15 protein-coding genes are annotated in these 16395 nt (G+C 43.1%); 4 read left to right on the plus strand and 11 right to left on the minus strand.

The window, feature by feature from the left end:
- Positions 1-70: 70 nt before the first annotated feature.
- The gene (locus tag ACSSS3_RS02280; RefSeq protein ID WP_442846300.1) at positions 71-808 is read left to right on the plus strand and encodes a tyrosine-protein phosphatase; all 738 of its coding nucleotides are present in this window, start codon (positions 71-73) and stop codon (positions 806-808) included.
- Positions 809-811: 3 nt separating this feature from the next.
- Here ACSSS3_RS02280 and ACSSS3_RS02285 read toward each other — a convergent pair whose 3' ends face one another.
- The 4 genes from ACSSS3_RS02285 to ACSSS3_RS02300 all read right to left on the minus strand — a co-directional run bounded on the left by ACSSS3_RS02285 (position 812) and on the right by ACSSS3_RS02300 (position 4547).
- The gene (locus tag ACSSS3_RS02285; RefSeq protein ID WP_442846301.1) at positions 812-1804 is read right to left on the minus strand and encodes a polysaccharide biosynthesis protein; all 993 of its coding nucleotides are present in this window, start codon (positions 1802-1804) and stop codon (positions 812-814) included.
- A 2-nt stretch (positions 1805-1806) separates the two neighbouring features.
- The gene (locus ACSSS3_RS02290) at positions 1807-2946 is read right to left on the minus strand and encodes an aminotransferase class V-fold PLP-dependent enzyme (RefSeq protein ID WP_442846302.1); all 1140 of its coding nucleotides are present in this window, start codon (positions 2944-2946) and stop codon (positions 1807-1809) included.
- A gap of 12 nt (positions 2947-2958) precedes the next feature.
- Positions 2959-4008, minus strand: coding sequence for a glycosyltransferase family 4 protein (locus tag ACSSS3_RS02295; protein ID WP_442846303.1), 1050 nt, complete (start codon positions 4006-4008; stop codon positions 2959-2961).
- Between the two features lie 119 nt (positions 4009-4127).
- Positions 4128-4547: an OsmC family protein gene (locus tag ACSSS3_RS02300; RefSeq protein WP_099646214.1), complete on the minus strand. Its 420-nt coding sequence runs from the start codon at positions 4545-4547 to the stop codon at positions 4128-4130.
- Positions 4548-4683: 136 nt separating this feature from the next.
- On the opposite strand from ACSSS3_RS02300, the gene ACSSS3_RS02305 reads away from it, so the two are divergent.
- The gene (locus ACSSS3_RS02305; protein ID WP_442846304.1) at positions 4684-5157 is read left to right on the plus strand and encodes a hypothetical protein; all 474 of its coding nucleotides are present in this window, start codon (positions 4684-4686) and stop codon (positions 5155-5157) included.
- A 1-nt stretch (position 5158) separates the two neighbouring features.
- A complete protein-coding gene (locus tag ACSSS3_RS02310) occupies positions 5159-5932 on the plus strand; it encodes an aldose 1-epimerase (RefSeq protein WP_442846305.1) in 774 nt (257 codons plus the stop codon).
- A 1-nt stretch (position 5933) separates the two neighbouring features.
- Here the strand turns inward: ACSSS3_RS02310 and ACSSS3_RS02315 are convergent, their stop codons facing one another.
- The gene (locus ACSSS3_RS02315) at positions 5934-8858 is read right to left on the minus strand and encodes an FAD-binding and (Fe-S)-binding domain-containing protein (RefSeq protein WP_442846306.1); all 2925 of its coding nucleotides are present in this window, start codon (positions 8856-8858) and stop codon (positions 5934-5936) included.
- A 145-nt stretch (positions 8859-9003) separates the two neighbouring features.
- Here ACSSS3_RS02315 and ACSSS3_RS02320 point away from each other — a divergent pair, with 145 nt between their 5' ends.
- On the plus strand, positions 9004-9489 hold the full coding sequence (locus tag ACSSS3_RS02320) for a hypothetical protein (RefSeq protein WP_442846307.1): 486 nt from the start codon (positions 9004-9006) through the stop codon (positions 9487-9489).
- Positions 9490-9579: 90 nt separating this feature from the next.
- Here the strand turns inward: ACSSS3_RS02320 and bshA are convergent, their stop codons facing one another.
- The 6 genes from bshA to ACSSS3_RS02350 form a co-directional block, all read right to left on the minus strand.
- Positions 9580-10737, minus strand: a complete 1158-nt coding sequence (gene bshA / locus ACSSS3_RS02325; RefSeq protein ID WP_442846308.1) for an N-acetyl-alpha-D-glucosaminyl L-malate synthase BshA — start codon at positions 10735-10737, stop codon at positions 9580-9582.
- 71 nt (positions 10738-10808) lie between these two features.
- Positions 10809-13724: a glycoside hydrolase family 3 N-terminal domain-containing protein gene (locus ACSSS3_RS02330; protein ID WP_442846309.1), complete on the minus strand. Its 2916-nt coding sequence runs from the start codon at positions 13722-13724 to the stop codon at positions 10809-10811.
- Positions 13725-13731: 7 nt separating this feature from the next.
- Positions 13732-14217, minus strand: a complete 486-nt coding sequence (locus ACSSS3_RS02335) for an ABC transporter ATPase (protein ID WP_442846310.1) — start codon at positions 14215-14217, stop codon at positions 13732-13734.
- 87 nt (positions 14218-14304) lie between these two features.
- Entirely contained in the window at positions 14305-14922 is a 618-nt protein-coding gene (locus ACSSS3_RS02340; protein ID WP_442846311.1) for a hypothetical protein, read from the minus strand.
- A 16-nt stretch (positions 14923-14938) separates the two neighbouring features.
- Entirely contained in the window at positions 14939-15427 is a 489-nt protein-coding gene (locus ACSSS3_RS02345; protein ID WP_442846312.1) for a hypothetical protein, read from the minus strand.
- Between the two features lie 133 nt (positions 15428-15560).
- Entirely contained in the window at positions 15561-16025 is a 465-nt protein-coding gene (locus ACSSS3_RS02350; protein WP_442846313.1) for a hypothetical protein, read from the minus strand.
- Positions 16026-16395: the final 370 nt, after the last annotated feature.

A 16395-nucleotide genomic window follows, 5' to 3' on the forward strand; every position in this document is an offset into this window, starting at 1 on the left:
ACGTGGAGGGAAGTTCTTAACATCTTAAACCGGACAATACATGTACTTTTGCACAAAATAAACCGGCAGCATGTTTTCTATTTTCAGTTCTAAAAAACTCCTAGCCTCCAGGTTGGGCGAATTTACAGATATTCACAATCATATACTACCGGGAATCGATGATGGGGCTAAAACACCTGAAGATTCTCTGGAATTGCTCTCCCATTTTAAGGAACTGGGAATCACAAAGCTCATCTGCACACCGCATACCATGAGTGATTTTCATCCCAATACACCTGAAACTATTTGTGAAGCCCAAAACAAACTGGAGAAGTTCTTAGCCGAAAAAGGCCAGGATGCCTTCAACATACGCGCTTCATCTGAGTATATGATGGACAGTGCCTTTACCGATTTACTGGAAGCCAAAAAAATCCTGCCGCTCAAGGAGCAGTTTGTTTTGGTCGAAATGTCTTATCTGCAACCTCCGGTAAACCTGCGCGAAATTTTATTTAAAATAGGCAACGCCGGCTTTGTTCCCGTACTGGCGCATCCCGAGCGCTACGCCTTTTACCACAGCAAATACGACACCTATACCGAATTAAAGAGCATCTGCAAATTTCAGCTTAACGCACTTTCAATCACCGGCTATTACGGTTCGGGAATTGCCAAAACAGCGCTCAAGCTTCTGGAAGATGGGATGTTTGACTTCTTTGGGACCGATACCCATCATATGCGGCATATTGAAAACCTGAAGAACGCCAAATACCCCGGTAAATACGAGCAGGCTCTGGAACGCATCATCAGCAACACCACTGAGACATTTAGCTGAAATTTATTCTGAAGTAATCCTTTCTAAAAGCGACTGAGCTTCTTTTACCCTGTAGTTCTGGGCGGAACGTATACATTGCAGCAGTAAGGCTGAATCAAGCAGGGTTTCTTTGGTATTGCTAACCAAGACCAATGATCCGGTACACGCAGTACTTTCCATTTCGGTGGAAGCTTTAAGCTCTTCATTTTCTTTTTCGGATGAAAAGAGCGGTTCGTATTCCAGGGGATAATCTTCCTTATTGATACCGAAGGATTCCAACACCCGGTTTGCAACTTCGGGTACAGTTAACAGTTCATAATCCTTTGGAATATAGACTCCCGAAGCTGCACCTCCCATCAAAACGGCTAACATAGGCATCAACTGCCCGGGCTGCACGAAAGCCCTTCTGGACTCCTTTCCGCGAATAATAAGCGGCTGATTTTTAGAAATTCGTTCTTCAAACAAAGGCACGACAGATCCTGACGAACCATACACATTGCACAACCTCAGGATGTGAATTTGAATATTTGGATTTTGCTTCTGCTCGCTCAGCGCATACATTTCAAAGAGCTTTTTGGTGCGCCCCATCACACTCTGAGGATTAACCGCTTTATCCGTTGAAACAAAGATGAATCGAGCTACCTGATGCGCTATCGCCTTATCGAGAATCTGCTTAGCTCCTGTAAAATTGGTATTAATAGCTGCACACACGTTAGTCTCAACCATAGAGACGTGCTTGTAAGCCGCCGCGTGTATAAGCGTCGTGACTTTGAACTCATTGAACAGATGCGTAACGAAAGCTTCATTGCAAATGCTGTCTATAAAATACCTGATCGCGGTATTCGGGGCGACCTGTTTTAATTCAAGTAACAAGCCGTGTAAAGCCGTTTCGGCAAAATCAACCAGAATCAACTGTTTTGGATTGCGTTTAGCAAGACCCAGGGTGAGTTCGCGGCCAATGCTTCCTGCGGCTCCCGTGATTAGAATGATTTCGTTCTGTACTGAATGTTGCGTCATAATCAGCGCGAAAAATACGCAATTAGCGTTTCCTGAATGTAGTTAAGTTCGGTTTTTGTGAGTCCGGCACCGCTGGGCAGGCACAGGGCGTTTTGCCAAAGACTTTCGGCAACGGGATTCCCAAAATAGTGTTGTTCTTTATAGATTCCCTGTAAATGTAAGGGTTTCCAGGGTTGGCGGCTTTCAATTCCGGCACTTTGCAAGTGTTGCAGTAGGCCTTTTGGCGTAGCGTTTTCCTGAGGTGTACTAAAACGCAAAAAATTCAGCCAATAGTTTGAAAAGCATTCCGGTGGTTCGTTTAACAATGCAACACCTGATTGTTCTTTGAAAATTTCGCTATACACTGCGTGTATATTTCGCTTTGCGGAAACCTTAACATCCAAAGACTGCAACTGACTTTTTCCCAAAGCTGCATTGAGACCGGGCATCAAATAATTATAGCCCACCGCATCGTGCTCAAAAGCTTCCTGAGTCATTTTCGCCTGACTGGCTAGATGTCTTGCCAATTTTGCCTGTTCCGCATTTTTACAAATCAATGCTCCGCCCCCACCGGTGGTGATGATTTTATTGCCGTTAAAGGATAAGATTCCAAAATCGCCGAAAGTCCCGCAGGCGTTTCCAGCAACACTGCTTCCGAGTGCTTCCGCAGCATCTTCAATAAGCGGAATCTCGTATTCCTGTGCAATCGCTGCGATCTCCTGAATTTTGCACGGAATACCGTATGAGTGAACCGCTACAATCGCAGCCGGTTTTTTATGCTGACTTAAACAAAATTGAATAGCCTCGAGCACTGCATCGGGATCCAGGTTGTAGGTTTCAGGCTCGCTGTCTACAAAAACCGGAATGGCGTTGAGATATGCGATGGGATTGGCAGTAGCTACATAGCTCATCGTCTGGCAAATCACAAAATCGCCACGTTTCACCCCGGCCAAAATAAGCGCCAGATGTAATGCGGCAGTACCTGTATTTAAAGCAACAACCTCAGCTTCGGTATTTAAATGCGCTTTTAAATCCTGCTCAAAAGTCTGTACAAAAGGACCACCCGCTGTAATCCAGTTCGCCTGCAAAGCCTCCGCCACCGCGTTAGTATCCGTTTCGTTAAGCAACGGAAGCGAAAGACCTATTTTGGGCGTTTTGCTCATAAATACACCGAATTACTTTTCTTCTTTAAACTGCTTTACCAAAAGTCTGAGGTAAAAATGAAACCCAAACCAAAGCATCGCTTGTAAAACAAAATACAGATAAATTCCGGTTAAGGGAACCAGATAAACCGCCCCCAATACCTGAATAAGGGTTGCCAGAAAAACCACAAGCGCGATAAAGGCAGGACGGTAACCCACGCGCAACAACAAGGAGTAACTGTGTAGCTTATCGCGTTCAAATAAGGATTTACCGGCACGAAGACGCAGACTAAAAACCCGCAGCGTATCAAAAACGGGAAACCAAAATAAAGCTATTGCGACCGGCAGACGCTGGCTGTAGGTCTCGAGCCAGTAGTTAGTTGTAGAAAGGTCTGCTTCAATAAATTTGATGAGTAACACACTGCACAACAAGCCCAGAAACAGCGAACCGCTATCACCCATAAAGATCTTGGCAGGTTCTTTATTGAGCATTCTAAAACCAAATACCGCGGCAACCACTACAAATAAAAACGGATTGAAAAAAGGAATCTGAAAAAACAGCATGCCTAAAATTGCCGTAAGCGCAACGAGAGCTGCCAGTCCGTCTGAACCATCAATAAAATTGAACGCGTTGGTACCAAAGGTGAGAATCGCTATACTCAGAATAACACTTAACGCGTAAGGCATCAGCAGAAAACGATCTTCAAATAAAACCGTTTCCAAACGTACATCGGCCACGACGACCACAAAGCCAATGAGAACGAGCTGGGCGATGAGTTTAGGTAGCCAACCTAAAGATTTGAGATCGTCTATCAAACCCAAAATAAATATGCCGGTCAGCCCCAGAAAAAGCCATTTTTCGGTCACAAGAAATTTGGGGTAAAACAAGGCTGAGGCTCCAAAAATTCCCAGAATTATCGCAATACCTCCTGATGCCGGCACTGCTTTTTTGTGCAGTTTTTTTCCTCCTCCGGCATCACTAAAAAGGTCTGCCAGTCGGGTTTTGTAAAGCAGCATACATAAACCGTAGGTAAGCAACAGAGCTATAAATGGCGGCAGTAAATTGGCTAAAGAATAGGGCACGTATCAATTTTATGGTTTTCAAATATACGCAAGGCCAAAGCAAACCTGTTTACAAATCATCGTAAATGAAAAAAAGCCGCCCGTTGGCGACTTTTAATTTTATATCGTTCTGCAAGAAATTAGGATTCTAAAGTAGCGTCAAGCGTGATCTCTGCCTTAAGCAGTTTTGAGATCGGGCAATTTTCTTTAGCCTTGTTGGCCAACTTTAAAAACTCGTCTTCGCTGCACTCCGGCACTTTACCGGTTAAGGTTAAATGCACCTTAGTCACCGCACCGTCTTCAAAAGTTACTTTAGCTTCGGTATGCAGATTTTCGGGATTGTAATCTTCTTCGCCTAAAAACGCAGATAATTGCATGGTATAGCATCCTGCGTGAGCCGCTCCGATTAATTCTTCCGGGTTTGTACCTTTTCCATCTTCAAAACGGGTAGCAAAACCATATTTTGCAGCATCAAGTACACCACTTTCGGTAGAAATAGTTCCCATTCCGGCTTTAATTCTTCCTTTCCAAGTTGCAGATGCGTTACGTGTAAATTTCATAGTAGTATTATTTTTCTTTTTTGGTTATATCTAAAACTACTAAGCACAGGACGGTTCTGCAACATTTTAATGATATTTTAGCTTTTGAAACACCAGTATTAACGGGCTTTAACAGCTTTTTGGCTAACTTGCGGGTATGAAGACAGCGACGGTTTCTCAACTAAAGAAAGAATTGCAGCATCGGGACGAGGCAGACCTGCTCGAAATCTGCCTCAAACTGGCAAAATTCAAGAAAGAAAACAAAGAATTGCTTACCTACCTGCTGTTTGAATCTGATTATGAAACCGGGTATATGGAAAGCGTCAAGGAGCTGATCGCCGAACAGTTTGAGACCATCAATACCAAGAATTATTACTGGATGAAGAAAGGTATCCGTAAGATTCTGAAGGAGACCAAAAAATACGCCCGCTACTCCGGCAACAAAGAAACGGAAGTCGCGCTTTTGCTGTATTTCTGCGAAAAAATGACGGAGGTGCGCCCTGCAATACGCAACAATAATGTGTTGCGAAACCTGTATCTGCGCCAGAAGGAATACATCGCCAAAAAGATCGAAGCGCTGCACGAAGATCTGCAGCTAGACTATATACATGCACTTGAAAAATTAGATTGATATGACCACCTTACAACTTGACCACTTAAAAGTACAATTAGATGAAGGTTCACTCGTGAGCTTTAAGGCTGACGGACACGAATACATACACCAGGTTGGCAGTCCCGGTTGGGGCAAGTCTGACGACGAAATGTTCCCCATCATAGGCCCTACTGATGAAGCCGGTTTTAAGGTAAAAACACCTAAAGGAGATGCGGTTCTAGATCAGCATGGGTTGTTACGCGAACTTAAGTACCAATGCGTGGATGCTACAGAAACCCGGGTGGTATTTCAGAAAACCTACACGGCCAATACTCCGGTTAAAAACTCCAAATTCCCGAAAAAATCTAGCGAAGAATGGTTGACCTGGCCTTATGATTTCAGGTTTCAAAAGCAGTTTAACCTCAAGCAGGACGCGCTGGAAATTGAATTTATCATCACCGGCCCCGAAGGGATGCCATTTATGCTGGGTTATCATCCCGCGTTTAAATTACACAGTGAAAATCCGGTAGTAGTCACTTCAAAAGAGGAAATTCCATTAAAGGATATTCTCGCCGTAGGCAGCAGGGCTTACGAGGTTGCAAATTGTACCGAGATCACACTTAAGGACGCCAAAACACTGCGTATCAGTTCGCAGGGATTTGGCAATTTTATGTTGTGGACCGAAGTCACCAATATGCTGTGCATCGAGCCTGTGAGCTTTTATCCCTACGCAGTAGAGCAGAAAAATCTGGACAAGGGCTTTAGACAACTCATCAATGAGCCGGCGCGGTTTAAAGTGACTTTTTCCGTTTAAATTAAAGTAAAGCCTCCCGCAAAACGGTCACGGGATGCAATGCCTCGCGTTGTGTCCCGTCTTTAATCTGATGTCTGCAACTGGTACCCGGCGCCACAATAAGCGTGTCTGAAGGCGCTTTACGCACAGCCGGAAACAGGGTCTGCTCCCCTATTTGCATACTGAGTTCGTAATGCTCCTTTTCATACCCAAAAGACCCGGCCATACCGCAGCATCCGGAAGGAATAAGCGTTGGCTTGTAATTTTCAGGAAGGTTGAGAATCATGAAGGTATGTTCCATCCCGCTGAGGGATTTTTGATGGCAATGCCCGTGAATCTTGATTTTTTTATCTTGCGTGATAAAAGATTTGGAGGTGATATTCCCCAACTTGATTTCGGCTGCTATAAACTCGTCTATTATAAATACGTTTTTGGCCAAAATCTTTGCTGCCTCCACATCTTCACTCAGCCGAATGTATTCATCCCTAAAGCCTAAAATAGCCGAAGGTTCAATCCCGATAAGCGGATGTTCTGCATCAACGAGATTCTTAAATGCCTTGATGTTTTTGTCGGAAACCTTAGCAGCTTCCTTTAAAAAGCCTTTTGAGATCATCGAGCGCCCGCTCTCTGCGTGGTCTATCGTACGCACTTCATAATTGAGGCGTTGCAGGAGCACCACGGCATCTTCACCTATTTGTGCATCCAGAAAATTAGTAAACTCATCTACGAAGAGATAGACGGTCTTAATTGGTTTTTTGGGATTGAAAGCCCGCAGTTTTTTAAGGCGGTTGCGCAAGGTTTTTTTAGCCAAAGGCGGAAGGCTTCGCTCAGGGGCCACCTCGAGGGTTTTCTTGATCAATTTACCGGTAAGTTTACCGGTGTACAAACCGTTTGTAACACCCGGCACTACCGAAGCAAACCGGTTGAGATAGCTGTTAAAGGCGAAAGCACGGGTACGGAGGGAGCTCCCGTTCTCTTTTTTATACTGGTATTCAAATTCAGCTTTTAATGCTGCAACATCCACATTGCTGGGACACTCGCTGGCACAGGCTTTACAGCTGAGACACAGGTCAAAAACCTCTTTGAGTTCTTTATGATTAAAAGGATTTTTTCGGGGCGAATTGGTCAAAAATTCCCGTAAGGCATTAGCCCTGCCACGGGTCGTATCCTTTTCATTACGGGTAGCACGGTAACTGGGGCACATGGTTCCTCCGGCCAGTGGAAGTTTTCGGCAATCGCCGCTTCCGTTGCATTGTTCAGCCGCTCTCAAAATGCCTTCAGAATCTGAAAAATCCATCAATGTTTCTACTTCCGGTTCTTCGCGGTCTGGTGTATATCTCAAATGCGTATCAAGCGGTTGCGCATCAACAATCTTCCCCGGATTAAAGATATGCTGCGGGTCAAAGGCATTTTTAACAGCTTTTATGCGCTCGTAGTTGGCTTTACCCAGCATCAGCTCCACAAACTCGCTGCGTACAATCCCATCGCCGTGCTCACCACTCAGGGAACCGTTGTATTTTTTTACCAGATGCGCCACAGCAGTGGTAATTTGACGAAACAGCAGCACATCATCACTTTTCTTCAGGTTGAGAATAGGTCTCAGGTGCAACTCGCCTGCACCTGCATGTGCGTAATACACGGCATCCTGGTCAAACGTACTCATCAGAGCGGTAAACTCTTTGATATACGGGGCCAGGTCTTCTAAAGCTACTGCGGTATCTTCTATACAGGCGGCGGTTTTGCGATCGCCTACGATGTTGCCCAAAAGGCCCAGACCGGCTTTGCGCAACTCCAGCGCCTGGTTGATTTCGGGTCCTTCGAGCGTAGGATGCGCATAACTTAATCCCGATGCATCCAATGTTTCTATTAGCTTAAGAGCCTGCCTGCGGGCGGTATCTAAATCTGCTGCACGTACCTCAAGCATCAAAATCACTTTTGGATCGCCCTGAATGAAAAACCGGTTTTTTTGCTGCTCGCGATTATTCAGGGTGCAATCTAAAATCACCTTATCCATCATTTCACAGGCATACAGATTATGCTGCATCACCGGCACAACGGCCTCGAGGCAGGCATTGATGGTTTTAAAATGCGCAGCAACCATCACTCCTGCTGCAGGTGGAAGTTCGTCAAGCTTTAAGGTGATCTCTGTAGTAAATGCCAAGGTTCCCTCGCTTCCGGCGAGCAATTTGCACATATTGAAGGCTTCGGGCCTATTGGAAAACACCTCATTATTCAACAGGGCATCAAGCGCATAACCGGTGTTACGACGGTGTATTTCGGGCTTGGGATAGTTACTTTTAATTTCGGTCTGAGCTTCTTTGGTATTTAATTGCTGATACAGCGTATCGTAGATTTTCCCTTCAAGCGTGTTTAGTTTTCGCTTTAGCGCAAATTCTTCCGCAGTTAAATCTTTAAAAACCGCTTCGCTACCGTCACTCAACAGGGTTTTTAGCTCAACTACTTTATCGCGGGTTACGCCGTATTGAATAGAAGTCGTACCCGAAGAGTTGTTACCTACCATTCCGCCAATCATACAGCGGTTTGAAGTAGAGGTATTCGGACCAAAAAATAAACCGTGAGATTCCAGAAAACGGTTTAACTCATCCCGAATGACTCCGGGCTGAACCGTAACGGTTTTTTCCTCCTGATTAAAGTCTATGATCCTTGTAAAATGTTTAGAAACATCTACCACGATCCCCTCACCCACACATTGCCCGGCCAGAGATGTACCTGCTGTTCGGGGAATGAGTCCCACCTTGTTAGCCTGAGCAAAAAGGATCAGTTTTTTAAGATCCTCTTCGGTTTTAGGAAATGCCACTGCAAGAGGCAGACGGCGGTATACCGAGGCATCGGTCGCATATAAGTTGCGGTGCAATTGATCTAACATCAACTCTCCTTCGAGTGATGCTGTAAGGGTGTCGAGGGCTTCGTCAAGGCTTGTAATCATAGGCTAAAGGTACAATTATTCACGGATACAGATATTAACAGAGTCTTAGATAAGCTTAACAAAAGATTGGCGCGTACGCTATTATAACTTGTATGTTCTAAAACTACATTTGCACCAATCAAGTATTAACAAACACGAATTTATTATGAAAAAATTATTTATAGCTTTTGTTTTAATCGCCGGTTTTTCATTTAGCTCACAGGCACAGGAAATTGCAGACAACGCTCTAGGTTTACGTTTAGGAGACAGTGATGGTTTTGGTGCTGAAATCTCTTACCAACGCGCTTTAGGTGGAAATAATCGTCTGGAATTAGATCTTGGTCTAAGAACAGGTAATGATTATGATGGTTTTAAATTAGCCGGTCTGTATCAATGGGTATGGAATATTGACGGTGGCTTTAACTGGTATGCTGGTGCAGGTGGTGGACTTGCATCATATAGCTATGATAATGGAAGATTTAATGATGAAAATGATACCTTCGTTTTCGCAGCTGGTGATATAGGTATTGAATACAATTTTGATATCCCTCTTTTGATCTCTTTAGATTTTAGACCGGAAATTGGTTTTGGAGATTACAATAATGATGATTTAGATTTTGATATCGCATTAGGTTTGCGTTACCAGTTCTAATAAGAAATCAACACTATTGAAAAGGCCGTCGATTGATGGCCTTTTTTTATGCTTTAAAGTTTCAGTTTAAACCTGAAAAAGGAAGCGTTCTTATTTTGTAAGGGAAGGTTTCTTCTTAAGTGCAATGCGCTTAATGGCTTTGGTATACACCTCTTCATACAAAGGCACAACCTTTTCTATAGCAAAATTCTGCGCCTGTTCTTTAGCCTGGTTTTTGAAGTTTTTAAGTCCGGCATCGGTGCGTAAAATAGTAAGGGCGTTGGCAGCCATATCGGTTACATCGCCCACTGCGCTAAGAAAACCGGAAAACCCGTGAATATTTACTTCGGCAAGACCTCCGGCATTTGAAGAAATTACCGGAACACTGTGCGACATTGCTTCCAGTGCGGCAAGACCAAAACTTTCGGCTTTAGAAGGAAGTAAAAACAGATCTGAGAAACACAGAATTTTCTCTACCTCGTTGCTATTACCCAAAAACACCACCTTAGCGGCAATGCCCAGTTCTGCAGCCAGATCTTCAGCAGGTCCACGTTCAGGGCCGTCACCCACCATAATGAGTTTTGAAGGGATTTCCTTTTGAATCGCGTAGAAAGTCCTAATTACATCAGGGATGCATTTTACTTCCCTCATGTTACTGATATGGGTGATGATGCGCTCATTTTCGCTGGCCATTAGCCCGCGCTGACAATCTGTAAACGTATTTTTTACAGTTGCCAAATCAATAAAATTGGGAATCACCTTAATTTTACGCTTGATGTCAAACAGGCGGTTGGTGTCTTCTTTAAGGCTTTGAGAAACCGAAGTCACCACATCACTTTTATTAATACTAAAGGTAACCGCCGGCTTATAAAACGGATGATTTCCTACCAGGGTAATATCTGTACCGTGCAGCGTTGTGACCATAGGAATACGTATTCCCTCCTGCTCCAGCATTTTTTTGGCCATATATCCTGCATAGGCATGTGGAATGGCATAGTGCACGTGAAGCACATCTATATTATAAGCCTTTATAATGTTTACCAGTTTGCTCGAAAGCGCCAGTTCGTAAGGCTGAAAATGAAATAAGGGATACTCCGGTACATTGACCTCGTGGAAAAAGATTTTTTCATTGAGCAGGTCAAGGCGTACGGGCTGCTTGTAGGTTATAAAATGAACTTCGTGACCGCGCTTGGAAAGCGCAATTCCCAACTCGGTTGCGACTACACCGCTCCCTCCAAAAGTGGGATAACAAACTATAGCAATTTTCATCGTCTAAAATTACTCAATAATCAGACGGCATCGATTACAAAAGCTTTTTTTTAGAAATAATTAAGAAGTCGCTAAAGTATGATCGCCTCCTGAATTACCTGCTGGATGCGGGTTCTTAAATCTGAGGTAATCAGCTTTCGGTTTTCTGCGGTGGGAAAGGTTCGGTTAGAAAGAAACACGTAGATGATCTCAGACTCCGGATCGGCCCAGGTAAACGTACCGGTGAAACCCGAATGACCGAAGCTCGACTTAGCCACACAGCCACAGGTGGGTCCTGCAGTACCTAATTGCGGTTTGTCAAATCCGATCCCGCGGCGCACACCCTCATCGCAATAATAACAGGTATTAAAGGCTTTCATGGTGTTTTCCGAAAAATACCGCTTACCACCATAATATCCGTTTTGCAAATACATTTGCATCATCTTGGCAACATCATTGGCATTGCTGAAAAGGCCGGCGTGGCCGCCAATATTGTCTTCCATCGCAGCACCCATATCGTGCACATAACCCTGCACCTGTTGCATACGCCAATAGGTATCGTTTTCTGAAGGCACAACCTTTGCTTTTGCTAAACGGGACAAGGGTTTATATCCCATAAAATTTGCGCCCAGAGGCTCATAATACCGTCTTTGCGTAAGCGTATCAAGATCAGAACCTAACGTATCTTCCAGATATTTTTTAAAAAGGAAATACGAAAGATCACTGTATTTATAAACACGTCTTGAAAGCAAATCGGAATCTGCAATGGTTTTTATGATGCTATCCGGGTAATCGTTACGCAGGTATAAATCTTCGGCTATTTTAATGCTGAAATCGTCCTCGGGACGGGTGCGGTAGTAGTTTTTAGAAAGTTTTCCGCTTTCATCAAAAGTCGCCGTATAAAAGGGAATCCAGGGTTTTAAGCGCCCATAATGGGATAAAACTTCTTTTACGGTAATATTCTGCTTATTGGTATCCTTTAAAACCGGAAGCAAATCTCCCAATTGATCATCAAGTTTGAGCATTCCGGCGTCATACTGTTGCATCAAGACGGGTAAGGTTGCCAGAATTTTGGTCATCGAAGCCAAATCATATACATCGTCAAGCGCAACGGGTTGCTTTTTACGGTAGGTGTGATAACCATAGGCTTTTTCAAAAATCACCTTTCCATGACGGGCTACAAGCACCTGAGCTCCGGGGAACATAAGATCGGTAAGTCCCTCGCGCATCAGTTTATCAATTCCCTGTAGTTTTTGAGAGTCCATCTGCTCTTCTTCAGGGAGGCCGTATTTAAGGCGACGCAAGGTTCCGGTCTCATAGCTGGTATTGATTCTAAAATGCGGGTTAAGCGAAACGGGAAGCTTTCCTTCGGCACTGATAGCTCCAAAGATAAGCTGAGCACTGAGCTGCTGCGCGATACGACTGTTTTGATACGAAAGCACAACCCCTTCCAGTTGAGTCAGGTCCTTAAGCTGAAGCAAGGCGTACGGACGCACAAATACATCAAGCACCGTAGGTTTCTTTGCCGCAATGGCTTCAATCGTAGCTACATCCTGCGCTGAAAAAGAAAAGGACTTCCAGGGAGTTTCATTTGAGCGGTGAAAACCAATAATGACGTAATTAAACTTTTCCAGTTTCTGTAAAAGCTCTGCGGCACTCGCCCCGCTTACCTGAGTCACATCGGCATATTTACGCATCGCTTCAAAGAAGGCCTTACCGCTGTCATCGCCTATTTCTACATAAGCGATTTTCTTATCGTTTAAATCCTTAACGGGCAGGATTGCACCGTCATTTTTTAAAACCGTCAAAGCCTGAGCCAACGCTTTGGTATAAATCACATCATCTTCCGGCTTGTTTAAATCTTCGTAGAGATTCTGGGTATCAACCGGCTGGTAAGCGTTGAGTCCTACTTTAAACTTGGCGAATAAAATTTTCTTTACAGAGCGGGAAAGTCGGGCTTCGGTGATGCTTCCGTTTTTGTAGGCTTCTTCAATTTTTGCTGCTGCTTTCGGTACATTTTCGCTGATAAGCAAGATATCATTTCCTGCCAAAAAAGCTTCCAGATCGATATCCCCGGGCTCCTTAAAGTTTGCGGCACCTTTCATATTTAAGGCATCGGTAAAAATCAACCCTTGAAAATCAAGACTGTCTTTAAGCAAACCGGTCACCACCTTTTTAGAAATCGAAGTGGGATAGCCCTTACGACTTTCCAGAGCAGGCACATTGAGGTGCGCAACCATGATACTGGCAATACCTGCGTCAATAAGCGGTTTGTAGGGATACATCTCTATAGAATCGAGGCGCTTGCGCGAAAAAGGTATAGTGGGTAAGGTTTTATGCGAATCCTGATTGGTATCCCCATGCCCCGGAAAATGCTTGGCACTACCCAAAACGCCGGTGCTCTGCATTCCTTTTAGAAACGCAATACTTTTTTGAGTAACATTAGTGCGGTCTTCCCCAAAAGAACGGTTACCAATAATAGGGTTTTCGGGATTTACATTGATATCTACCACCGGGGCGAAGTTGATGTGAACACCCAGACGCTTATTGTGCAAACCTATTTGTCTCCCTACAGCTTCAACAATTGAATTGTCTTTTATGGCCCCTAAGGTCATATTCCACGGGAAAGCATAGGTTGAATCGAGACGCATAGCAAGGCCCCATTCGGCATCCATGGCGACCAGCAGGGGTACTTTACTTGCAGCCTGAAACTCGTTATTGAGTTTAGCCTGACGCACAGGTCCTCCTTTAGAAAAAATCACTCCGCCAATATGCTGATTGCGAATGAGTGATTTGATCGCATCGGTTTTTGCTTTTGGATCGCTTGAAAAAACGTCAACCATAAAAAGCTGGCCAATACGCTCTTTTAAGCTCATCGCATTATACACGCTATCTACCCAGGCCTGCTGCTCTGAGATTTCTTTTGCTATAAGGGGGTTTTTACTCTGTGAAAAAGCCTGAAAGCCGGTTAAAAAAACAAACATCAGGAAAACTGATTTATGCAGCATATCTTTTTTATTTAAAGAAACGGTTATGCCAGCTTTCTATTGCAGGAACTTCCCAATGTTCCTCATATTCTTCAACGGTATTCACCAAATTGTTGAAAACGATGGTATTCTTACCCACGGCGCCATCTTTAGCCATCTTTTTAAAGTCGGCCAAAGGTTTAAAATGTAAACGGTCGTTTTGAATGTAGGTCACATTCATCTTGTCAAGTAGAGAAACTTCGTAGGCTGCCTCCAGCTTTTGAATAAAACGCACCTGGGCATCAATAGAGCAACCGGAAGCCGCGTTTAAACTTTGGTCCAGACCTATTACAATAAAGCGATCGTATTTGATCTCAAAGGCCGCATTGAGATCTGCCCCATGAGCAGTCCATTGCTCCAAAAAGACTGAAAGTTCCTGATTGAGTTTGGGTAATTCTTCCTCCGTAAATTTACGGTCGCTCTGGTAGATCCAAAGGCGGGAATTTTTAGCTAAATCTTGAAATGGTATAAGCATGAATTGTGATCTTGTATAGGATCACAAACTTAAGGTTTATCGCAAAGTTGTCGCGAAAACAGAGTGTTAAAAGGCTATAAAGAAGTCTTATGGATTGAATTTTAAAACAAGCCAACGTCCCAGACCATCAGGACCAGCATTGGCATCATAAACCAATTCTACAAAACCAGTTCCACTAACGGTGATTTGAGATGTCGCCAAGGTAACAAATCTATTTTCTGCCTGAGCAGCAGTACTATTCTCCTTAAGTCTTACGTTTTGATTTTCAGAAAAATAAAGTGTCACACGCCTTCCGTGGAAACCTCCGGATATTCCATTAATGTCAATGGTACTCGTATAACCAAACACGCGTATAAAAGTCGAAGTTTCATTATTTTCTCCAACACCAAGCAAAGCACTTATGTCAGACAGATTTGTCCCTAAACCGGAGAGATCAAGCTCACCGATATTACGGGTAACAGGTGCAATTTCAAGAGTGTTATCGTTGACTATAAATCCTGCCCCAGTACTTGTTCTACTCAATCTATTTGCAGAAGTAACTCCCGTAATTGATACAACTACACCCGTAGGATTTATTAAATTTTCAACTCTAACCGTACCATTAACATCTAAAAATGCTGTTGGGTTTTCTGTATTGATTCCTATTTGAGCCGAAGCTGACATGCTTAGAAAGAAAATACTATAGTATAGTAGCTTTTTGATCATACGACAATAGTATTAATTAATCATGAATTGATAGAAAGAGCCAACGTTGAGAGGTACCATCATATAATAGTTCTACACAACCCTGACCGGAGATAGTCTCAGATCCAGCCAATACTTTAATCCTATTCTCCGCCAAAGATCCTGCAGAATTTATATCAGATTCATCCATAAACTGAATGTTTCCCGTACCTACGTTGTAAAAAAAGAGATGCAACCCATCAACTCCATCTTGAATGCCTGTAAGTTTACCGTTAGCTGGTAAATTGTAAACTTTCACTACAGACATTCCTTCATTAGATTCTCCCGGACCTAGATTTAATTTTAAATTGTGAATGAAATTTCCATCATAAACAGTCCCTGAAAGATCCTTAGTTCCTATGCCATATAATACATTTCCCTGCACATTAACTTTCCCATTATTAATTGTCAGAGTGTTTTGAATATTTAAGGTCGTTAAAGTACCCTTATCATCTGCCCCAACGAGGGCTACAGCAGATGTGGTCAAAGGGCTATTTTCTACCCGCACAGAACCAACTACATGCAGAGTTTCCTGAGGGTTTGTAGTACCAATACCTACCTGAGCCCGAATAATAGGACTAATTATGAAAGTTAATATTAAGAGTAATTTACACATAACACTAACTACGTAAATTGATTAAAATCCATTTTTGTTGAACGCCATCGTAAATGAATTCTGCGACACCTTCTCCATTGATACCCTCGTTTGCTCCTGAACTTGTTATGATTTGATTCTCAGGATTACTTCCGGGGTTAAGATTAAAAAACGTCACATTATTCCCCTGAGCATTATAGAAATAAAATATACGCCCGTCGTAACCGTTGGCAAAACCGGTAAGGTTATATCCATTAGATTCTCCTGTTACACGCAGCACGGCATTTTCATTATTAAAAGAGTCGACACCAACATCATAATTATTATAGGTCGTGGTACCTGAAGCATCTGCACTTTGGTCGACATCCCCTACAAAAAGAATATTGTCATCGGTTGTATCTTCAATAATTTGCAATTCACCGTCAACGATATTTAAATCTCCAGAGAGCTGAAGATGGGTCAAATCGCCCAAGGCACTTATACCAACCATTCTCGTTGGTGTTATTTCTAAATCTGGTAAAAATTCCAAATCCCCCATCACATGCAATGTAGCTTGTGGATTAGTAGTACCAAATCCCACTCCCTGAGCGGTAATCTGGCAAGTGCCGTATGTTATACTTAAAACAAAAAACACTATACGGACACAGCTCTGATTTATGTTTAAATGGCACATATCCTACTTGTTTCTGTAAATATAGTATATAATTCAGTTTAAAAGCTAATTTAATCGATAAAAAGCAATTTAAACTCTATAATTTAGAATTTACACCTTTATTTGTAGGTTTTTTAGCTACATATATTGTACTTATGTATTTTAAAACTTGTAAAAAAAAAGCATCGTTTTCACGATGCTTTTTAAA

Source organism: Leeuwenhoekiella sp. H156 (assembly GCF_052218455.1).
Taxonomy (GTDB): Bacteria; Bacteroidota; Bacteroidia; order Flavobacteriales; family Flavobacteriaceae; genus Leeuwenhoekiella; species Leeuwenhoekiella parthenopeia.